The 22,045-nt window shown below is 65.0% G+C and carries 13 protein-coding genes; 4 read left to right on the plus strand and 9 right to left on the minus strand.

The features are described from left to right. Window positions 1-252 precede the first annotated feature (252 nt). On the plus strand, window positions 253-2,937 hold the full coding sequence (gene ligD, locus QX121_RS08285) for a DNA ligase D (protein WP_315811635.1): 2,685 nt from the start codon (window positions 253-255) through the stop codon (window positions 2,935-2,937). 94 nt (window positions 2,938-3,031) lie between these two features. On the opposite strand, the gene QX121_RS08290 is transcribed toward ligD, so the two are convergent. Beyond that, window positions 3,032-3,196 (minus strand): DUF3309 family protein, encoded by a 165-nt coding sequence (locus QX121_RS08290; protein WP_006614022.1) that lies wholly within the window; start codon window positions 3,194-3,196, stop codon window positions 3,032-3,034. Window positions 3,197-3,366: 170 nt separating this feature from the next. Here QX121_RS08290 and QX121_RS08295 point away from each other — a divergent pair, with 170 nt between their 5' ends. After that, window positions 3,367-3,678: a polyhydroxyalkanoic acid system family protein gene (locus tag QX121_RS08295; RefSeq protein ID WP_315738666.1), complete on the plus strand. Its 312-nt coding sequence runs from the start codon at window positions 3,367-3,369 to the stop codon at window positions 3,676-3,678. Here the strand turns inward: QX121_RS08295 and treY are convergent, their stop codons facing one another. From treY to treS, 5 genes are read right to left on the minus strand one after another with little or no spacing between them, the layout of a single operon-like run. Continuing rightward, complete coding sequence (gene treY, locus QX121_RS08300; RefSeq protein ID WP_315811636.1) at window positions 3,679-6,480, minus strand: malto-oligosyltrehalose synthase; 2,802 nt, start codon at window positions 6,478-6,480, stop codon at window positions 3,679-3,681. Window position 6,481: 1 nt separating this feature from the next. Beyond that, a complete protein-coding gene (treZ, locus tag QX121_RS08305) occupies window positions 6,482-8,248 on the minus strand; it encodes a malto-oligosyltrehalose trehalohydrolase (RefSeq protein WP_315811637.1) in 1,767 nt (588 codons plus the stop codon). Further along, complete coding sequence (gene glgX, locus QX121_RS08310) at window positions 8,245-10,320, minus strand: glycogen debranching protein GlgX (RefSeq protein WP_315811638.1); 2,076 nt, start codon at window positions 10,318-10,320, stop codon at window positions 8,245-8,247. The genes treZ and glgX overlap by 4 nt, the downstream gene beginning before the upstream one ends. Before the next feature lie 4 nt (window positions 10,321-10,324). Next, window positions 10,325-12,463 carry a 1,4-alpha-glucan branching protein GlgB gene (gene glgB / locus QX121_RS08315; protein WP_315811639.1) on the minus strand — a complete coding sequence of 713 codons (2,139 nt, stop codon included), beginning with the start codon at window positions 12,461-12,463 and terminating at the stop codon, window positions 10,325-10,327. Further along, window positions 12,460-15,765, minus strand: a complete 3,306-nt coding sequence (treS, locus tag QX121_RS08320) for a maltose alpha-D-glucosyltransferase (RefSeq protein ID WP_315811640.1) — start codon at window positions 15,763-15,765, stop codon at window positions 12,460-12,462. Before treS ends, glgB begins: the two co-directional genes overlap by 4 nt. Before the next feature lie 352 nt (window positions 15,766-16,117). On the opposite strand from treS, the gene malQ reads away from it, so the two are divergent. Next, window positions 16,118-18,070, plus strand: coding sequence for a 4-alpha-glucanotransferase (gene malQ, locus QX121_RS08325; protein ID WP_315811641.1), 1,953 nt, complete (start codon window positions 16,118-16,120; stop codon window positions 18,068-18,070). A gap of 40 nt (window positions 18,071-18,110) precedes the next feature. After that, window positions 18,111-19,922 (plus strand): glycoside hydrolase family 15 protein, encoded by a 1,812-nt coding sequence (locus QX121_RS08330; RefSeq protein ID WP_315811642.1) that lies wholly within the window; start codon window positions 18,111-18,113, stop codon window positions 19,920-19,922. A gap of 11 nt (window positions 19,923-19,933) precedes the next feature. Here the strand turns inward: QX121_RS08330 and QX121_RS08335 are convergent, their stop codons facing one another. Genes QX121_RS08335 through pgl form a run of 3 tightly spaced genes read right to left on the minus strand, consistent with a single transcriptional unit; the run spans window position 19,934 to window position 22,044 of the window. Beyond that, window positions 19,934-20,758 (minus strand): HAD family hydrolase, encoded by an 825-nt coding sequence (locus QX121_RS08335; RefSeq protein WP_315738656.1) that lies wholly within the window; start codon window positions 20,756-20,758, stop codon window positions 19,934-19,936. Between the two features lie 19 nt (window positions 20,759-20,777). Next, window positions 20,778-21,308 carry a gluconokinase gene (locus tag QX121_RS08340; protein ID WP_315811643.1) on the minus strand — a complete coding sequence of 177 codons (531 nt, stop codon included), beginning with the start codon at window positions 21,306-21,308 and terminating at the stop codon, window positions 20,778-20,780. Then, window positions 21,295-22,044, minus strand: a complete 750-nt coding sequence (gene pgl, locus QX121_RS08345; protein WP_315811644.1) for a 6-phosphogluconolactonase — start codon at window positions 22,042-22,044, stop codon at window positions 21,295-21,297. The genes QX121_RS08340 and pgl overlap by 14 nt, the downstream gene beginning before the upstream one ends. Window position 22,045: the final 1 nt, after the last annotated feature.

Here is a 22,045-nt window from a genome sequence, read left to right on the forward strand (position 1 = left end):
ACCGCCGTATACGTGATCCGTATGTACGGTGGTGTGGGAGGGGTGGAGTCGCGAGACTCCCCCCTATCCCGATCGGCGAGCTCCCGGCCTTCCCTGCGCCCTCTCGATTGGCAGAGGGCGGACGCCAGCGCAGCCTGGGCTCCCTGAGCCGCGGGAACGCGGAACTTTGCCCGATGTTATCATCATGGTGATGCGGCCGGTTCCACGAGTTCACCGGCTTTGCTACGCTACCACTCAACGCGAGGGATCACCGTGGCGCTCAGGAAGCTCTCCACCTATCGCAAGAAGCGCGATTTTGACAAGACGGCGGAGCCGTCCGGCGACGCCAAGGTTGCGCGTGCGCCGCGGCCGCGTTTCGTCATCCAGAAGCACGACGCGACGCGGCTGCACTACGATCTCAGGCTCGAATTTGGCGGCGTCTTCAAGTCGTGGGCGGTGACCAAGGGCCCGTCGCTCGATCCGCATGACAAGCGGCTCGCGGTCGAGGTCGAGGACCACCCGCTCGACTACGGCGATTTCGAAGGCACGATCCCAGAAGGCGAGTATGGCGGCGGCACCGTCATGCTGTGGGACCGTGGCTATTGGGAGAGCGAGGATCCCGAGAGCGGCTTCAAGAAGGGCGATCTGAAGTTCACGCTGGATGGCGAGAAGCTGCATGGCAGTTGGGTGCTGGTGCGCATGCGCCACGATCGCACCGGCGGCAAGCGCACCAATTGGCTCCTGATCAAGCATCGCGACGAATTTGCCAAGGAGGGCGAGGCCAACGACATTCTCGACGCCGACAAATCAGTGGCGTCGGGGCGCACGATGGAGCAGATCGCGGCCGGCAAAGGCAAAGCGCCGAAGCCGTTCATGCTCGCCAAGACACAGCGCATGAATGCCGATGCGGTGTGGCATTCGAACCGCAGCGACGGCAAGGCCACTTCGACGAAGACGGCGCCGTCGGCAAAGACGACGAAAGCGAGCCCGAAGTCGAAGACAGCGGCGCCGCGCATGGTGTCATCGTTGCCGGACTTCGTCGCCCCTGAGCTTTGTACCTCGGTCGCGAAGCCGCCGAGCGGTGAGGGGTGGGGGCATGAGATCAAGTTCGACGGCTACCGCGTGCAGATCAGGGTCGAAGACGGCAAGGCAACCCTGATGACGCGAAAGGGCCTGGACTGGACGGCCAAGTTCAGTGCGATCGCGCAGGAGGCCGCGAAGCTGCCGGATGCGATCATCGACGGCGAGATCGTCGCGCTCGACAAGGACGGTAATCCGAATTTCTCGGCGCTGCAGGCGGCGATCTCAGCGGGCGAAACCGACGAGCTGATCTTCTTTGCCTTCGACGTGATGTTCGCCGAAGAGTTCGACCTTCGCCGCCAGCCTTTGCGCGAGCGCAAGGCGCGGCTCGCGAAGCTGTTGAAGGCGAACATCAAAGGCAAGGCGCCGCGCATCCGCTATGTCGAGCACTTCGAGAGCGACGGCGAGGCGGTGCTGGAGTCCGCACGCAAGCTGTCGCTGGAGGGCATCGTCTCCAAGAAGCTGGACTCGGCCTATCATTCGGGACGGACGGAGAGCTGGACCAAAGCCAAGACCAGGCCCGGCCACGAGGTCGTCATCGGTGGCTGGAAGACGACCAACGGCAAATTCCGCTCGTTGATGGTCGGCGTCAACAAGGACGATCATCTCGCTTATGTCGGGATCGTCGGCACCGGCTTCGGCCAGGACACGGTGAAGGAGATCATGCCGGCGCTGAAGGCGGCTGCCTCCGACAAGAGCCCGTTCAGCGGCAAGAACGCGCCGCGCAAGACGCGTGAGGTGCATTGGCTCAAGCCCGAGCTGGTCGCCGAGATCGAGTTTGCAGGCTTCACCGGCGACGGCAATGTCAGGCAGGCCTCGTTCAAGGCCCTGCGCGAGGACAAGCCGGCGCGCGAGGTCGTTGCCGAGGAGCCGGTGGTGACGACGAAGGTTGCGACGCCGGTGGCGCGCGCCGCGGCGAGCGTCGCGACCGTCGGCACCACGGTCCACAAGACGCCGTCTCGGACGAAGGGCTCGGCCACCGTGATGGGCGTTGCGATCTCCAAGCCCGACAAGGCGCTGTGGCCGGACGCCGGCGACGGCGAGCCCGTCACCAAGCTCGATCTCGCGAACTATCTGGAAGCCGTCGGAGACTGGATGATCGGTCATCTTAAGGGCCGGCCATGCTCGATCGTGCGTGCGCCTGACGGCATCGGTGGCGAAAAATTCTTCCAGCGGCACGGCATGCAGGGCATGTCGGACCTGCTCGAGCTGGTCAAGGTCTCGGGCGATCGCAAGCCGTATCTGCAGATCGATCGCGTCGAGGGATTGATCGCGGTGGCTCAGGTCGCCGCCGTCGAGCTGCATCCATGGAATTGCGCGCCGGACGCCTATGACGTTCCGGGCCGGCTGGTGTTCGATCTCGATCCGGCGCCGAACGTCGCGTTCGAGGAGGTGATCGCGGCAGCCAAGGACATGCGCCAGCGCTTGAAGAGCCTCGGACTCGAGAGCTTCTGCAAGACCACGGGCGGCAAGGGTCTGCATGTGGTGACGCCGTTGCTGCACGGCGCGCGCGACAAGGTGAGCTGGCCCGAGGCGAAGGCGTTTGCCCAGGGCGTGTGCCAATGGATGGCGAACGACAGCCCGGAGCAATATCTGCTCAACATGTCGAAGAAGCTGCGCAGAGGAAAGATCTTCCTCGACTATCTGCGCAACGACCGGATGTCGACGGCCGTCGCCGTGCTGTCGCCGCGCGCCCGCGAAGGCGCCACCGTGTCCATGCCGCTGACCTGGGCGCAGGTGAAGAACGGGCTCGAACCCAAGCGGTACACGGTCCGAACCGCGCCGGCGCTGTTGCCCAAGACCAAGGCGTGGGAGGGCTATGACGACGCGGCCGGAGCGATCAAGCCGGCGATGAGGAAGCTCGCGAACGAAGTGTAACGGATGCGATGCGGGGCGCAATCAAGCCCAGGCCGACGTGGCGCGGCCACGTCAGCCCGAGCTGATCAGTTGGATGGCTATGAGATCGATCGGATCAGATGCGTCCGAGCAAGACGAGAATCAGCACGATGACGATGATCAGGCCAAGGCCGCCGCCGCCGTAGTAGCCGGTGCCGTAGAACGGACCGCCGCCGATGCCGGAAAAGCCGCCGAGCAGGGCGATGATGAGAATGATGAGGATGATAGTTCCGATGGACATGTGCTTCCCTCCAGTGCCCGGCAGCGGGGCGACAACGTGCTCTGCCTTCGCCGAGGAAACTGGTTGGAACTTCGAAAGTTCCGCATGGGAACAAGTAAAATGCAGGGTGTGTCTTTGCGGTCGCATCCACCGATGACTACATGAAGGCGGTTGTTAGTCAGGAGATCGCGATGTCAAGTCCGCTTGTCGTTTCCATTCCGCATCGCCTCGGCAAGGACGAGGCCGTGCGCCGGCTCCAGGCCGGTCTCAGCCGCGCCGCGACCAGCGTTCCGGTCCTGAAGGTCGACGAAGAGCGCTGGGAGGGCGACAAGATGATCTTTCGCGTTCGCGCGCTCGGTCAGGCGGCGTCGGGCCATGTCGACGTCGCCGACGATCACGTGCGTGTCGAGGTCGTGCTACCCTGGCTGCTGCAGCGCTTTGCCGAGGCGGCGCAGGCCGCGATCCGTAACCGCGGCCAGTTGCTGCTGACGAAGAAGAGCTGATCAGGTCGGCGCTGCCGCTGTCTGGCGTCGACCAGCCGGGTGGGCTGCCGCATCAGTTCGCGCCGGGATCACTGCTGCAGGCAAGTGCGTGAAGATGGAGGACACCGCGACCATGCCGTTCTGCATGTCCGCAGATGTGTAACCGCGGGCATGAACCTCGGCTTCGAAATCATCCGCGTGGGGCCACACCCGGCCAGCGTCGGTAAACGGCGCAAAGTTGCGCGCAGTGACGACGATGACGGCGTCGCGCCCGCGCCGCCGTGCGAAGGCAATGATGTGATCGGCATGACGTCCGCTCACCTTGAGCGGCTCATAGGCGCCGTCCGTGAAGACCGAGGACATCGCGTTACGCAGCCTGAGCAGCCGCCGCGTCCAGGCCAGCTTGATGCGGCCATCCGGCCAATGGTCCGCGAGGTGCGCCCAGTCGGGACTCTCGCACGCACGCAGCGCCTGTTCGCGTGCGGCGAAATCGACCGGGCGGCGATTGTCGGGATCGACCATCGAGAGGTCCCAGAATTCGGTGCCCTGGTAGAAGTCGGGCACCCCCGGCATCGTCGCCTTCAGCGTCAGCTGCGTCAGGGAGTTCAGCGCGCCGAGCAGCGCCAGCCGCTTGGCAAGCGTCTCCAGCGACTGCAGGAACTCGGGCGAACGGTCGCGGTCCAGGATGCGTTCGATGAAGGCGCGCAGGCCGTTCTCATAGGCCTCGTTCGGATTGAGCCAGCTGGTCTCCTCCTTGCCCTCGCGCGCGGCCTTCAGCGCATAGGCCTGCAGCCGATCGGGCAGGGTGTCATCGGTGCCGCTTGCCGGCCAGATGCCGACGAGCGTCTGGTACAGCATGTATTCGAACGCCGCCGAGGGCGCGCGCATCTTGCCATCCGTGATGACGTGCGGCGCGTTCAAGGTCTTCCAGCGCGCGACCGACGACGTCCAGTCGTTGGGCAGCTCGGTGATGGCGGCCAGCCGCGTGCGCGCATCCTCGCCGCGCTTGGTGTCGTGCGTGGCGGTGGCGGTCATGCCGTGCGGCCAATGCCTGGCGCGGTCCTGCATCAGCTTGTGGAAGTCGGCGATGGCCAGAGCATGGGCCGCCGGATCGCCGCCGACCTCGTTGAGCGCGAGCAGCCGGTGGAAGCGGTAGAAGGCGGTGTCCTCCAGCGACTTCGCCATCATGGGCCCGGTGAGCTGCTGCACCTTGAGGGCGAAGCGGCGCACACGCGGGACGCTGTGGTTGGTGCTGCGGTCGCGCTTGATGAGATCCATGGTCAGCGCGTCGCGCAGGAACTCGAAGATCGAGCCGTCGGAGGCGAACCATTCGGCGCGGGCGCCGGCGATGGCGTGGTCGATCAGCTTGCGGTCGGTCTCGGTCGGACCGGCTGTGGTGAGATAGGTGCGATAGACCGGGAAGTGGAGAACATACAGTTCGAGCGCCTGGCGCAGGATGTCTTCCGAATAGTCGCGCGTGGAGTAGTGGCCGTTGGCGATGCGCGCCAGCAGGCGCGTCAGCACGGTGAACTCGCTGGTCAGCAGCGTCTCAAGCACGCGTCGCTTGGCTTCCTTTATCACCGGCGCCAGCTTCGGCGGCTTGTTGCTGATCTGGCGCCATATCTCGTCGAGCGGCTCCAGGCCGTTGCCGTCGATCAAAAGCTGGATGATCACGTTCATCCATTCGTAGCCGGTGGTGCCGTGCACGCCTGCGAAGCGCGGCAGCTTCTCCTGCTCGCAGAGGATCTTCTCGATCACGACGTAGAACGGCCCCGCCGCCGGCCCGCGGGCGTCGCGGATCAGCCGGCGCAGGCGCTGAAAATATTGTGCGGGATCGCGCAGGCCATCGATATGGTCGAGCCGCAATCCCTGCAACTGGCCGCCGGAGATCAGCGTCTTGACCAGCCGGTGGATCGCTTCGAACGTGCCGGCATCCTCGACGCGCAGGCCCGCCAGCGTGTTGACGTCGAAGAAGCGGCGGTAGTTGATGTCGCTGGAGGCGAGCCGCCAGTGGCCGAGCTTGTAGTGCTGCCTCTCCAGCAAATGATGCAGGGCGAGCGTCTGTGCGGCACGGTCGGGGCCGGCCTTGTAGGCCGCGATCCCGCGGGCAATGACGTCGGCGGCGCCCGGAATGGCCTTGAGGGCCGCCTTGAATGCCGGCGCTTCCTTGCGGTTCGGATGGCGCAGGCCTTGATAGCGCGAGGCGAGCTCCAGGATCGCCCTGCCGGTCTCACTGCTTTCTGCGCCTGCCTCCTTGACGATGATGCGCAGCACTTCGCCGTAGCGCTCGGGCGCGATCGGCAGCCGATGCTCGAAGTACCAGCAGGAGAACGAGCCTTCGCCTGGGTCATAGCGCAGCTCGATGTCGCCATGTTCGAGTGCATGCCCGTAGGAGGTGCCGACGATCGGCAGCAGCACGCCGCCGCGTGCGCGATACGGCAACTGGTCCCAGTCGATGTCGAACGAGGCGGCGTGCGGCGAAGCCTGGCCCCATTCGAGGACGTCGAGCCACCATGGATTGTCGTCGAAATGCACGCCGACATGGTTCGGCACGAAGTCGAGAATGAGGCCGAGATCGTGCTGCTTGAGCGCCGCGCTCAGTTTGGCAAAGCCGTCCTCGCCGCCGAGCTCGGGATTGAGCTTGGAATGATCGGTGATGTCGTAGCCATGCGTCGAACCCTTCCGCGCCGTCATGAACGGCGAGGCGTAGACGTGGCTGATGCCGAGCGCCTTCAGATACGGCACGACGCGCGCGGCCGCTTCGAAGTTGAAATCACCCGTGAGCTGCAGGCGATAGGTCGCGAGGGGAACGGCCGGAGGCATGCTATCCTCCGATGCTCCAGAACACGGACCACGGCGGCAGGCGGTCTCCAGGCGTGCCGCCCCAGATCGGAGTGCCCGGGACGCCGTTCGGCGAAGCCGCGAGCTCCTTGTCCGAGACGTTGGCAAGCAGAGTCAGCCTGCTGCCATCGCCCATCTCCCAATGCGCGGTCAGGCGACCGTCATCGGTCACATCAGCGTCGCCGAATTTTGCGCCCGGAAGCCGCGGCGCAACCTCCTTGTGACGCACGGCGAGGAGCGCGCGCACCAGCGCCAGACGCTCGCGCCCCGGCGATGAATTATGGGAGTCCCAGTCGATGATCGCGGACTTGAAGGTTTCGATGTCGAGCGGATCGGGGACCTCGTCGCCATGTTTGGCGTATGCCCACTCATACTCCTTGCGGCGTCCCTTACGCACGGCATGCGCAAGGTCGCCCTGGAAGTCGCAGAAGAATGGGAACGGCTGCTTCGAGCCCCATTCCTCGCCCATGAACAGCATCGGCACGGTCGGCGCCAGCAGCGTCACCGCGAGCGCCGCCGCGATCCCTTGCGGCGGCGCCAGCGCCTCGAGCCGGTCGCCGAACACGCGATTGCCGATCTGGTCATGGTTCTGCAGGAAGTTGACGAACGCTCCGGGGGCCAGATGACCGCTCGGCTCACCTCGCGGATCGCCGCCCCAGAATGCCGCCGGTTCGCCCTGATAGACGAAGCCGGAGGCGAGCGCGCGAGCGAGATCGCGGCGCGGCGCCTGCTGGTAGTCGCCGTAATAGCCGCCACTCTCGCCCGTCAGCATGACGTGCCAGGCATGATGATAATCGTCGTTCCACTGCGCGCGGAATTTGCCGCGCGGCGGCTCCTCCGCGGAATCCAGCATGCTGGCGCGGTTGTCGCCGTTTTCGAGCACCAGATGGATGTGCCGCCCGGTTGCTTCGACAAGCTTGCCAACCGCCGCGCTCAGATCGTGCAGCATCGGGATCTCACCCTCGTTGGACAGGATGTGATTGACCGCATCGAAGCGCAGGCCGTCGAAGCGATAATTCGTCAGCCAATGCAGCGCGTTCTCGATCGCGAAGGCGCACACTTCCGCGCGCCGGTAGTCGATCGCGCTGCCCCATGGCGTATGCGCATCGGTGAAGAAGGTCGGTGCATACAGGCCGATGTAGTTTCCCTCCGGGCCGAAGTGATTGTAGACGACGTCGAGAAACACCATCACCCCACGCAAATGGGCCTCGTCGATCAACGCCCGCAGGTCGTCGGGCCGGCCGTAGACGCTGTCGGGTGCGTAGAGCAGCACGCCGTCATAGCCCCAATTGCGCCGGCCGGCGAAATCCGCCAGTGGCATCAGCTCGAGTGCCGTGATGCCGGTCTCGACGAGGTGATCGAGCTTGTCGATCATCGCGCGGTAGGTGCCTTCCGACGTGAAGGTACCGACATGACTTTCCAGGAACACGGCATCCTGCCACGGGCGGCCGCGCCAGTTTTCCGAGCGCCAGGTGTAGGCGCGGTGATCGATGACTTCGCTCGGACCGGAGACGTCCTCTGGCTGGAAATCCGAGCCGGGATCCGGAACGTCGAGCTCGTCGTCGATGCGGAACTTATACTGCGTGCCGGCGCCGGCGCCGGCGACCTCGAGCGCATACCAGCCGCCGTCGAGGCGCTGCATCTCGTGCTTGCCGTCGAGCACCAGATCGACGCGCTTGGCGGCGGGAGCCCACAACCGGAACGTCGTGCCTTTCCCGGTGATGCGAGGTCCGAACTGACGGGGGCTCATGGCAGGCCCGCAAACGCCAGCACGGAGCGGGGCGGAGCCTTGAGGTCGGCCCCGGCGGTGAAATCGACCTGCTTCTGCTGGGCTTCGGTGGTGTCGAGGACCTGCTGCCACGTCTTGTATTCGGCGAGCTCGGGCAATTTGAATCCAATCTCTTCGGGCGCTGCATTCAGAACGATAAAGATCGGAGCCTGCTCCTGTTCCAACGGGGCGAGCACGTAGGCGAGAAATCGTCCGTCGGGAAAGGTCCAGTCGGTTTGCGTCATCTCCTCCGCCGAAGGCGTCAGCCACAGCACGCCGAAGCTGCCGTCCGAGCGGCGGCCGTCCAGCCAGCGGCGTGCGCGGATCTGGCCGAAGCGGCGGCGCAACTCGGTCATATGCGCGATGAAGTCGATGAGGTCGTCACCCTCGCGGCCCATGCCGCTCCAGTCGACCCAGCCGACATCGTTGTCCTGACAATAGGCGTTGTTGTTGCCGTGCTGCGAGTTGCCAACCTCGTCGCCTGCGAGCAGGATCGGCAGACCCTGCGCGAGGAACAGACAGGCGAGCTGGTTCTTGCGCAACTGTCGGCGCATCGCATTGATCGCGACGTCGTCGGTCGGGCCTTCATGGCCGCAATTGTTGCTGTGATTGTCGTTGGAGCCGTCGCGATTGTCCTCGCCGTTCGCCTCGTTGTGCTTGCTGTTGTAGCTGAACAGGTCCGCCAGCGTGAAGCCGTCATGGACGGTGACGTGATTGACGCTGGCGCGTTGGCTACGGCCGTCGTGATTGAAGATGTCGGACGAGCCGGTCATGCGGCTGGAGACCTCGCCGATCAGGCTGCCTTCGCCGCTCCAGTAGCGGCGCATGGCGCTGCGATAGCGGTCGTTCCACTCCGACCATTGCGACGGGAAGGCACCGACCTGGTAGCCGCCGAGGCCGACGTCCCACGGCTCTGCCACGAGCTTCACGCCGGCGAGCACGGGGTCCTGGCGGATCGCGGTGAGAAACCCGCTGCGCCGGTCGAAGCCGTGCTTCTCGCGCGCCAACGTCGTCGCGAGATCGAAGCGGAAGCCGTCGACGTGACAGACCTCGACCCAGTAACGCAGCGAGTCCATCACCATCTGCAGCACGCGCGGATGGGTGAGATTCACCGACGAGCCGCAACCAGTGAAGTCGTCGTAGAAGCGCGGATTGTCGGGCTGGAGCCAATAGTAGGAGGCGTTGTCGATGCCACGATAGCACAGGGTCGGCCCGAGATGGTTGCCCTCGGCGGTGTGGTTGTAGACCACGTCCAGCATCACCTCGATGCCGGCATCGTGCAGCCGCGCCACCGTCGTTCGGAAGGCATCGAGCGGATTGTCCTGCGCGTAGCGCAGCTCCGGCGCGAAGAAGGAAATGGTGTTGTAGCCCCAGTAGTTGACCAGCTTCTTCTCGACCAGCATGCGGTCGTCGATGAAGGCGTGGATCGGAAGCAGCTCGATCGTCGTGACGCCGAGCCGCTTCAGATGCTTGATCATCGCGGGCGAGGAGAGTCCGCCATAGGTGCCGCGCAGATTGGGCGGTACGTCGTCGCGCTTGTTGGTCAGGCCCTTGACGTGGGCCTCGTAGATGATCGTGTCCTCCCACGGGATCTGCGGCCGCATCTCGCGCCGGCCCCAGTTGAAGGTCTCGTCGATGACGACCGCCTTGGGCATGCCGCGGGCATTGTCGCGCCGGTCGAACGAGAGATCCTCGCGCGGCGAGCCGGCGCGGTAGGCGAAATGGGCATCGCTCCAGACCAGCCGGCCGGCGAGCCGCTTGGCATAGGGGTCGAGCAGTAGCTTGTTGGCATTGAAGCGGTGGCCGCGCTCCGGCTCGTAGGGCCCGTAGACGCGGTAGCCGTAGAGCTGCCCCGGCGAGACGTCGTTGAGATAGCCGTGCCAGACATCTTCCGTCCGCTCCGGCAATTCGATCCGCTCGATCTCTCGCCGGCCCTGGCTGTCGAACAGGCAGAGCTCGACCTTCTCGGCATTGGCGGAGAACAAGGCAAAATTGGTCCCCCGTCCGTCCCAGGTTGCTCCGAGACGGGCGTGGCTTCCTGCGGCCAGACGCATTGCGTCAGGCTTCCGGGACGAGAAATACCGCTGCCATGGGCGGGAGGATGAGGTTGAGCTGGTGTTCTTCAGAGGCATGGACCTGGCCGACATTGCCGACATTGCTGCCGCCATAATGCAGGGAGTCGGAATTGAAAGCTTCCCTCCATCTGCCGCCGAACGGCACGCGGACCCGGTAATTGTAATACACGTTGGGCGAAAAGTTCACGACCACGACGCAGCGCGCGTGCTCATCGAAGCCCTTTCGCACCCAGGCGAACACGTTGCGGTCCGCGTCATCGGCGATCAGCCACTCGAATCCGTCCGGCTCGCAGTCCCGCTCATGCAGCGCCGGCACGTTGCGGTAGAGGTGGTTGAGGTCGCGGATCAGGGTCTGGATGCCGGCATATTTGGCATCGCCGAGCAGATGCCAGTCGAGCGAGGTGTCGTGATTCCACTCGCGCTCCTGGGCGAGCTCGCAGCCCATGAACAGGAGCTTCTTGCCGGGATGCCCGAACATGAAGCTGTAATAGGCGCGCAGATTCGCAAAGCGCTGCCAGTCGTCGCCGGGCATCCGGCCGAGGATGGAGCGCTTGCCGTGCACGACCTCGTCATGCGACAGCGGCAGGATGAAGTTTTCCGAAAAGGCGTAGTGCAGGCCGAACAGGATCTCGCCGTGGTGATATTTGCGGTGGATCGGATCCTTGCTGATGTAGCGCAAGGTGTCGTGCATCCAGCCCATGTTCCACTTGTAGCCGAAGCCGAGCCCGCCCGTGTCGACCGGGCGCGACACCTGCGGCCACGCCGTGGATTCCTCGGCAGCCGTGGTCGCCTGCGGGAAATGACCGAACACGTCGATATTGGTCCGACGCAGAAACTCGATCGCCTCGAGATTCTCGCGCCCGCCATATTTGTTCGGGATCCAGCCGCCGGAGGGACGGCTGTAGTCGAGATAGAGCATCGAGGCGACGGCATCGACGCGCAGGCCGTCGATGCCGTAGCGCTCCAGCCAGAACAGCGCGTTCGAGCGCAGGAAGTTGGCGACTTCGGTGCGGCCGTAATTGTAGATCAGCGTGCCCCAATCGAGATGCCGGCCCTGCATCGGGTTGGCGTGCTCGTAAAGCGCTGTCCCGTCAAAATGGCCGAGGCCGTGCGGATCATCCGGGAAATGGCCCGGCACCCAGTCGAGCCACACCGCAAGGCCTTCGCGGTGGCAGGCATCGACCAGCGCACAGAAATCCTCAGGACTGCCAAAGCGGCTGGTCGGCGCGAACAGGCCGGTCGGCTGATAGCCCCAGGAGCCGTCGAACGGATGCTCGCTGACGGGCAGGAATTCGATGTGCGTGAAGCCCATGTCGCGTGCATAGGCCGGCAACTGCTCGGCGAGCTCGCGATAGGTCAGCCACTGGTTGTTGTCCTTGCGCCGCCAGGAGCCGAGATGCACCTCGTAGATCGAGACCGGTCGATTCAGTTTGTTGATGTCATGTGGCGCCGGCCGCGGCCGCGGCAGGCTGGTCTCGTCGACCACGATCGATGCGGTCTTGGGACGCATCTCGGCCGCGAAGGCCATCGGGTCCGATTTCAGCGGCAGGTGCTCGCCCTGCGGGCCGATGATGTCGAACTTGTAGTGGTCGCCGGCCCTGGCACGGGGAATGAACAGCTCCCAATAGCCGTTGCCGCGGACGCGCATCGGGTGGCGCCGCGCATTCCAGAAGTTGAAATCGCCGACCACGCTGACGCGACGTGCATTGGGCGCGAGTACGACGAATCCGACGCCATCGACGCCGTCGAGCACCATCGGATGCGCGCCAAGCTTGTCGTAAAGCCGCTCATGGTTGCCTTCGCCGAGCAGATGCAGGTCGAAATCACTCAGGATCGGCAGGAAACGATAGGGATCCTCGAGGTCGGTGACGTGGTCGCCGAATGTCGCCCGAAGCCGATAGCGCTGCAGCGACGGCATGGTCCCGGTGAACAGGCCGGCATCATGGATGCGCGTCAGCGGCGAGACTTCGCCGTGCTCGCCGACCACCTCGACCCGCGAGGCCTCGGGCAGGAAGGCACGCACGACGGTCCGCCCGTCGACATTGTGCTGACCGAGATAGCGAAACGGGTCGGCATGCCGACCTTCGATGATCGCAAACGCCTCGGGAGAAAGATGGGTCATGAGGACTCGCTGGCTGATGCTGGCTCGGACAGGACGCGAAGCAGGTTGCCCAATGCGACGCGCAACCAGTCCGGCCGGTGAGCCAGATCATATTCGAGCGCTCCGAGGGCTTTTTCCAGCATGAAAAAGTTAAGGAGCGCCTCCGCGGTGTGCGGATCGTCCGGCCAGAGGCGCTGGTTGGCCTTGATCTCCCGATAGCCCGTCAAAAAGGCCGCAACAGCCTGGTCGCGCCATTCCGACAGCGCGGCGGGGATCCGGCCGTGATCGTCCGGGCCTGCCCTCAGAGCACGCTCGAGCGCGACGCGGACCGAGCAATCGATCGAGCGCAGGAAGCCCGCGATGTCGCGGGCCGGCGGCGCCTTGCGCAGGCGCTCGGCGAGCGGCTGCTCCTCGTCGCCGTCGAAATCGATGATGAAGATATCATCCTTGACGATGAGGATCTGGCCGAGATGGAAATCGCCATGCAGCCGGATGTCGCAGCCGCCGACATGGTGCGGGATCAGGCTGCTGAGGCGCTCCGACAACTCGCCGCGCCTGGCGAGCACCTGGTCGACCAGCCCTCGTTCCGGATCCTTGAGGTGATCGCGGCGCTCGCTCAGGTCCGTCAGGACCCGTCCGGCCTGGGCGCGCAGCCGGTCGATCCAGTGATCGAGATGATCTGCGGTCGTGGGTTCGGGCGCGAAATCGGCGACGTCGCTGCGCGAGGCGAGCGCCGCATGCAGTTCGCCGACGCGACGGCCTGCCTGCGCCATGTAGCGCAGATAGGGCGACAGCTCCTCGCTCTGCCGCACGTCGCCGCTCGCGGCGAACACGCGCTGGTCGTCGACGTAGCGATCGAGATAGGCGGCGCTGACGGTCCAGCCGTCGCCCTGGTTCTCGATGAAACCATGGACGCAGCCGACGGTCTGCCGCTCGCCCTCCTGGATCACCTCGATGCTGCCGAGCAGCGGCGGGACATTGGCGAAGCCCACCGCCTCCGTGAGGAATCGGCCGATCTCGATCTCCGGATGCGGGCCGGCCTCCAGCTCGCGGCGGATCTTGATGAAGAACTCGTTGTTGACGACCGCCTTGCTGCTGCAGCGGTCGGTTTCGACCACGCGCACCTGCTCGGATTCGCGGATTGGCTTGTCCGGAAACCGCGACGTCGGCCGGAATTCGAGGCGCACCCCGTTTTCTTCGACCGTCAGCGATTGCTTCAGATTGTGCAGGAGCAGCGCAAGAAAGATCGGGCTGGTCGCTGCATCGAGCAGCGTTCCCTCGCGAGCGCCCTGGCGCACGGCGGCAAAGGCTTGCGGATTGTAGCGATCGCGATCGAAGCGAACCCATTCGATCTGCATCGGCAGCAGATAGCGCAGCTTGTCGTCGCGCTCAGCGGCCTTGAAGAAGATCAGCCAGGGCCGGTTGTCGCCGATGTCGCAGAACGGGATCGCCGAGGTCAGCGTCGGATGGATCGCGTCCGCCGAGCGCTCGGGGTACCAGCGCGCGCGCGCCAGATGACCGGGCAGAACGTCGCGTTCGAACACGCTGCGAGTGCGAGCCAGCGATACCCAGGTCGAGCCGAGCGGCACGACCAGCGTCTCGAACTCCGGCACCGCGCGCTGGATGATGGGCTCCGACTTCTCGCGCTCCTTGAGCTGGAACCAGTAGAATCCGTAGGGCGCGAGCGTGATCATGTAAGGCAGCTCGCCGATCGCGGGAAAGCGCGAGCGGCCGAGCATCTCGATCGGGACGCGATCCTTGAACGGCGAGAGATCGAGCTCGGTCGCCTGCGCCGAGCGCGACAGGTTGGCGACGCAGAGGATGACCTCGTCCTTGTACTGGCGGACATAGGCCAGCACCGACCGGTTGGCCGGGCGGATGAAGGTCATGGTGCCCCTGCCGAAGGCCAGCGTCGACTTGCGCACCGAGATCAGCTTCTTGGTGGCGTTCAACAGCGACGACAAGCTGCGCGATTGCGCCTCGACATTGACCGCCTCGTAGCCGTACACAGGGTCCATGATCATCGGCGCGTAGAGCCGCGCCGGGTCGGCGCGCGAGAAGCCGCCATTGCGGTCGGGAGTCCATTGCATCGGCGTGCGTACGCCGTTGCGGTCGCCGAGATAGATGTTGTCGCCCATGCCGATCTCGTCGCCGTAGTAGATGATCGGCGTGCCCGGAAACGACATCAGCAGCGAGTTCATCAGCTCGATCTTGCGCCGGTCGTTGTCCATCAGCGGCGCGAGGCGGCGGCGGATGCCGACATTGATGCGTGCGCGCGGATCGTTGGCGTAGGTCGACCACAGATAATCGCGCTCGACGTCGGTCACCATCTCCAACGTCAGCTCGTCATGGTTGCGCAGGAACAGCGCCCATTGGCAGGTCGCGGGGATGTCGGGCGTCTGGCGAAGGATGTCGGTGATCGGGAAGCGGTCCTCCTGGGCGATCGCCATGTAGATGCGCGGCATCAGCGGGAAGTGATAGGCCATATGGCATTCGTCGCCCTGGCCGAAATATTCCTGAACGTCCTCCGGCCACTGATTGGCTTCCGCCAGCAGCAGCTTGTCCTTGGCGTAATTGTCGAGCTCGACGCGCAGACGCTTGATGATCGCATGCGTTTCGGGGAGGTTTTCGTTGTTGGTGCCGTCGCGCTCGCAGAGGTAGGGGATGGCGTCAAGCCGGAAGCCGTCGACGCCGGCATCGAGCCAGCGTTTCATCACCTGGATGATGGCGTTGACCACGCGCGGATTGTCGAAATTGAGGTCCGGCTGGTGCGAGAAGAAGCGGTGCCAGTAGAACTGGCCGGCCTCCGGATCCCAGGTCCAGTTGGACTTCTCGGTATCGGTGAAGATGATTCGGGTGCCGAGATATTTCTGGTCGGTGTCGCTCCAGACGTACCAGTTGCGGGCGCTGGAGCCGGGCGGGCTGCGCCGGGCGCGCTTGAACCAGTGATGCTGGTCGGAGGTGTGATTGACCACGAGCTCGGTGATCACCCGCAGGCCGCGCCGCTTGGCCTCCTGGATGAAGCGCTTGAACTCCTTCATCGTCCCGAAATCGGGATTGATGCTGCCGTAATCGGCGATGTCGTAGCCGTCGTCGCGGCCGGGCGAGGGGTAGAACGGCAGCAGCCACAGCGTGGTGACGCCGAGGTCCTGCAGATAATCCAGCTTGTCGGTCAGGCCGGCGAAGTCGCCGACGCCGTCATTGTTGCTGTCGGCGAACGCCTTGACGTGCAGCTGGTAGATGATCGCGTCCTTGTACCAGAGACCGTCGCCGTCGGTCTCGGTCTGCAGACTCGGCGAATCCAGGGATGACATCAGGTTCACGAGGCCCTCACCTAGGAGAGAGGATGATGATGCAGCTGCGATCGGAGGCGTCTCGAAAGATGTCTCGGTCTCGGCAGATGCGGCTCTCCTCAAAAGAGGGCAGAATAGGGGAGAAAGCGTCCTTGGGGGTGACGCTCTCGAACGTGTGCGCAAATTTGTTCACGGTGATGCCATTGACAAGAAAACGGCGTCCCGGTTCGCTAGAAGCCGAGACGACCCCCTTACAAAGCTGCAAGGCTCGTTTTGTTCCCCCGGGAACGACGGCCATGCCGCGGCGTTAGGGGCTTATCTTCTTGCCGTCCCACAACAATTTACGACGTACGTCTCCCGTTACGTCCAGATCGCGTGCCGAATGGATCTCTACAGCGAAGCCCATAGTCTCGGAATCCTGACAGAATTCTACGATGGTCAGGGGCAGCGTCGTGTCACCGACGAAGCGGCGCTCAAGATCATCGTTGAGGCTTTTCCCAGGCCCACGCCTCATCGGCTGCTGAGCGGCGCGGTCGTGATTCGGTCCGGGCAGCCGGCGCGCAGCCGCCTCAACGAGGCGGCCAAGCTGCCAGTCAGGTGGACCATCAGGCGTGGCGACGCTGAGAAAGTCTCCGGGCAGGCCGCTGAGGCCCTGGTCGAGTGGCCGGGTGATCTGCCGGTCGGCAGCTATCGCCTCGAGCTGGTGGATGCGTCGTCGTACCGCGAGGAGCTGCCGCTGCTGGTCGCGCCGGCGAAGGCCTTCGGCGGTGATTTCGATCGCGTCTGGCTGCTGGCGGTCCAGCTCTACGGCATTCGATCCAGTCGCAACTGGGGCATGGGCGATTTCACCGATCTTGCCGATCTCATCACGCTTTGCGCCAAGCTCGGCGCCGATGGCGTCGGCCTCAATCCGCTGCACGCGCTGTTCGACGATCGGCCGGGCGATTTCAGCCCCTATGCACCGAATAGCCGGCTGTTCCTGAATGCGCTCTATGTCGATGTGGAGCAGGCGCCCGGCTTCGCGAACGGGCCGGACAGCAAGGTGCTCGAGCCGCTGCGGCAGGCCGAGCTGGTGGACTACAAGGGAGTGGCGGCGTTGAAATGGCCGGCCTTGCGCGCGGCCTTCGACGCCTTCATGGCTGCGCCCGGCGCCGCCGCGGCGGCGGAGTTCAAGGCCTACCGCGCCGAGCGCGGCGATCTGCTGGCGCGCTTCACCTGCTTCGAGGTGTTGCGGCATCGCTTCCAGAAGCCGTGGTGGGACTGGCCCGAGGAGTGGCGGCAGCCCGATGCGGGGCGCTGCGCGGCGCTGCTCAGCGGCCCCGATCGGAGGGAGGCCGATTTCGTCGCCTATGTGCAGTGGCTCGCCGAACGACAATTGAGCCATTGCAGGGATCTCGCGCAGCGGCTGGGAATGAAGGTCGGTCTGTATCTCGACGTTGCGGTCGGCGTTCAATCCGACGGTTTCGATGCCTGGAACGAGCAGGGCGCCATTTCGCGCACGCTGTCGGTCGGGGCGCCGCCCGATCCCTTGAACACGGTCGGGCAGAACTGGGGGCTCGCCGGCTTCAACGCGCCTGGACTGGCGCTGAAGAATTTCGAGCCGTTCCGGGAAATGGTCCGGGCGTCGATGCGGCATGCCGGCGCGATCCGGCTCGACCATGTGCTCGGTTTGAAGCGGCTCTATCTGGTGCCGCACGGATTTCCGGCCAAGCAGGGCGCTTACGTGCAGATGCCGTTCGAGGCGCTGCTCGCCGCAACCGTCATCGAGAGCGTCGCCAACGAATGCATCGTCATCGGCGAGGATCTCGGCACCGTGCCGGAGGGCTTTCGCGAGCAGATGGCCGATTGGGGATTGTGGTCCTACAAGGTGATGATCTTCGAACGCGACGACAACGGGTGCTTCCGCGATGTCGACTTCTATCCGCCGAATGCGCTGGTGACGCTGAATACCCACGATCTCTCGACCTATGCCGGCTGGCGCTCGTTCGGCGATCTCAAGACCAAACGCGGGCTGGGCATCGATCCCGGTGAAAGCGACCAGGATCGCTGGGATGCGTTGGGGCTCTGGGACGAGGTGCTCCGCCAAAACGGCATTCGAGCCAACGACGTCCACTCAGCGATCGCCTTCCTGTCGCGGACGCGGTCCCGGCTGCTGGTGATTTCCCTGGAGGATCTGCTGGAAGTGGTCGATCAGCCCAATATTCCCGGCACGATCGACGAGCATCCGAACTGGCGCCGCAAGATGCCGATCAAGCTCGAGGACATCGCCGGTGCGACCAGCGTCGCGGCGTTGAAGGCGGCGACCGCCGAACGGATCAGCCCGGCCGGCGTTTAGAACGGGGGGATTGCGGGGGGCAGTTGCACGCGGATGCCAAATGTCCTGCAGGATCGAAGACTACGCGCTGATTGGTGATTGTGAGACGGCTGCCCTGGTGAGCCGGAACGGGTCGATCGACTGGCTGTGTTGGCCGGCGTTCGATTCGGATGCCTGTTTCGCAGCCTTGCTGGGAGATCGCAGCCATGGCCGCTGGCTGATCGAGCCCCGCGGCGACGTCCGATCGACGTCTCGCCGTTATCGCGGCGACAGCCTCATCCTCGAGACGCGATACGAAACTGCGACCGGCACCGTCGAGGTGATCGATTTCATGCCTCCACGGGGCAGCGCCTCAGATGTCGTGCGGCTGGTCCGCGGCGTCTCCGGCCGGGTCGCCATGCGGATGGAGCTGATCATCCGCTTCGGGTTCGGCATCGAGATTCCCTGGGTCAAGCGCTCGGAGGATCGCTCCGCGCTGCTCGCCATCTGCGGCCAGGACATGGCGGTGTTGCACACGCCGGTCGCCACCCGCGGCGAGGACATGACCACGGTGGCGGAGTTCGAGGTCGCTGCCGGCGACACCGTGCCCTTCGTGCTCACCTACGGTCCGTCGCATCTGCCGGTGCCCAAGGCGATCGATCCGGATCAGGCGCTTGACGACACCGAAACGTTCTGGGCCGACTGGTCGCGGCGCTGCACCCATCAGGACGAGCATCGTGCGCTTGTGATGCGCTCGCTGATCACCTTGAAGGCGCTTACCTACGCGCCGACCGGCGGCATCGTCGCGGCGCCGACCACCTCGCTGCCGGAGAAGCTCGGCGGCCGGCGCAACTGGGACTACCGGTTCTGCTGGCTGCGTGACGCGACATTCACGCTGCTGGCGCTGATGAACTCGGGCTACACGGAGGAAGCGCTGGCCTGGCACAACTGGCTGCTGCGCGCCGCGGCCGGCGCTCCCGCCTATATGCAGATCATGTATGGCATCATGGGCCAGCGGCGGCTGATGGAGTGGGAGGCCGAGTGGCTGCCGGGCTACGAGGGTGCCCAGCCGGTGCGGATCGGCAATGCCGCGCATGCGCAGCTCCAGCTCGATGTCTACGGCGAACTGATGGATGCCTTCCACCAGGCCCGCATGACCAAGCTCAAGCTGGACGACGGCACCTGGGACCTGGAATGCGCGGTGCTCGACCATCTCACCGACGTCTGGGACCAGCCCGACCACGGCATCTGGGAACGCCGCGGCGATGGCCGTCATTACGTGTTTTCCAAGGTGATGACCTGGGTCGCGTTCGATCGCGCGATCAAGAGCGCGGAGAAGTTCGGGTTCAAGGCGCCGCTGGAGCGCTGGCGGCGGCTGCGCGAGGCCATTCATCGCGACGTCTGCGACAAGGGCTACGACGAAGGCCTCGGCAGCTTCGTCGAGTCCTATGGCTCGCGGCTGCTCGATGCCAGCCTGCTGCTGTTGCCGGCGGTCGGCTTCCTGCCGTGCTCCGATTCGCGCATTCGCGGCACGGTCGAGGCGATCGAGCAGCATCTGCTGCGGGATGGCTTCGTGCTCCGGCACGATCCGCGCGACGTCTCTCCGGACGAGCAGCAGCCGATCGAAGGCGCGTTCCTGGCCTGCACGCTGTGGCTGGCCGACGCGCATGTTCTGGCGGGCGCCACCGAAAAAGCCGAGACGCTGTTCCGCCGCGTTGTGAACATCGCCAACGACGTCGGACTGCTGGCCGAGGAGTACGACACCGAGGCACGGCGGCAGACCGGCAACTTTCCCCAGGCGCTGACGCATATCGCGCTCATCAACACGGCGCAGAATCTGAGCAGTGCCAAGAAGGCCAGCGACAAACCCGCAAGGCAGCGGTCGGAAGCCTGAGTTGCCGCGTGTCAGCTTGCGGATGAGCCTTGCGCGTTCTCTGCCAGGATCATCTCCATGGCATTGGCAAAGCCTTCGTCCTGGTTGGACGTGGTGATCCGCTTGGCTTTGCTCTTCACCTCGTCGCTGGCATTGCCCATGGCGATCGACAAGCCGCTCACCTCGAACATCGCGACATCATTGTGCATGTCGCCGATGGTCGCGACCTGGTCGAGCGGGATACCGAGCCGCTGGGCCATCGCTTTGACGAAGGTGCCCTTGTTGCGGCCTGGCGGCGTGATGTCGAGATAGTAGCTCTGCGAGCGGACAGCGGTCGCTTCCGCCCCCAATGCCTGCTGCATCTGGCTCTCGCAGCGCGCCAGCAGCTCGAAATCGCTGCTGGCGCCGACGATCTTGCAGGCGTTCGACAGATAGGGGGAGAAATCGTCGACGATCGTCGGCTCCGCGCGAATGGCGCGCCGCTCGTTCGGGACGTACTCGCCGTCCGGATTGCGCGTCAGCCAGGCATCATTGGTGAAGACCCAGATGTCGACGCCGGATTGATGGAGAAGATCGACGCAGCGCGCGGCGGCCGCGGGCGGGATCAGGCTCTGCTCGAGCGGGCGCATGTCGGCGCCGATGATCGAGCTGCCGTTGAACGGGCCGACCGGAAGGCTGATCTGCAGCGGCTCGATCAGAAAGCGCATGCCGATCGCCGGGCGGCTCGAGGTGAGCGTGAAGGCGACGCCGCATTCATGCAGCCGTCGCGCCACCTTCGCGGCCCGCTCGGTCAGAACCTTGTCCTTGGTCAGCAGCGTGCCGTCGACGTCGGATACGACGAGAGCGATGCGGGTCATGAGCCCTTCCTGTTCGCGGTCAGGAGCAGCGCCGACCGGCGTGAAGCTGTTGCATGATGTCGTCCACGATCGCCGCGACCGGCGCGTCGACCGAGACGGCGATGGGATGCTCGGCGGCCCCAGGTGGTTCCAGGGTGGCGAACTGGCTGGCGAGCAGGCCCGGCGGCATGAAGTGCCCCTCGCGATGGCTCATCCGCTCGCCGATCAGCTCCTGACTGCCTTGGAGATAGACCATGCGGACATCGTTGCGGTCGCCGACGAGGATGTCGCGATAGGCCTTCTTGAGCGCAGAGCAGGCGATGATGATGTGCTGGCCCGCAGTGCGGCAACGCGCGATCTCCGCCGCAATGGCCTGCAGCCAGGGCCAGCGATCCTCGTCCGTGAGCGGGTGGCCGGCGCTCATCTTGGCGACGTTCGCGGGCGGGTGAAAGCTGTCGCCATCCTCGAAACGCCAGCCGAGGCGCTGGCCCAATGCTTCCCCGATCGTGCTCTTGCCGGAGCCGGACACGCCCATGATGACGAGCGCATGGGGCAGGTCAGATCTCGCCACTTCGCCCCTCCGGCCAGGCCTCGCTGTCGATGAGCAGGATCGTCTGCTGAATCGAGCGGGCGCGATTGGCGGGCAGGTCCTCACCGGCCAGTACCCGCGCCATGACCGCGCGCTTGTCGGCACCGGCGACCTCGAACAGCATGGTTCGGCAGGAGGCGAGCGCAGGCAAGGTCAGGCTGATCCGCGGCACGAAGGGTGCGACGTGGGCCTTGTCGACGCCGACAACCCAGCGATCGGTGACGTCGATTGCGGGAAAGCCGGGAAATAGCGACGCGACATGGCCGTCGGGACCGATGCCGAGCAGCACGAGGTCGAACAGCGGCCGCCCGGAGTCGAGCCGCGCGGCGCCGTAGAACGCTTCCAGCGTGCGCTGATAGTCGCGGGCAATGGCCTCCGGGTCCGACCCATCGGTCGCGATCGGGTGGATGTTGGCGGCCGGCGCGCAGGCATCGAGGAACACGTGACGTGCCGTGGTCATGTTGTGCAGGGAATCGCCGGGCGGAACATATCGCTCGTCACCGATGAACCAGTGGACGCGCGGCCATGGAATCCGTTCACGATAAGCGTCCGTCGCCAGCAGCTCATAGAGCTGCCTCGGGCTCGATCCTCCGGTGAGACAGATGGCCACGCGTCCCGGATTGGTATCAGTCCGAGCCAGGAGATGTTCGGCCGCGACCCTCGCCATCGTCGCCCGGTCGGCGACGCGCACGAGCTTGCGGTCCTGCGGCCCGGCCACG

Origin of the sequence: Bradyrhizobium sp. SZCCHNR2028, assembly GCF_032380995.1 — a bacterium.
GTDB lineage: Bacteria > Pseudomonadota > Alphaproteobacteria > Rhizobiales > Xanthobacteraceae > Bradyrhizobium.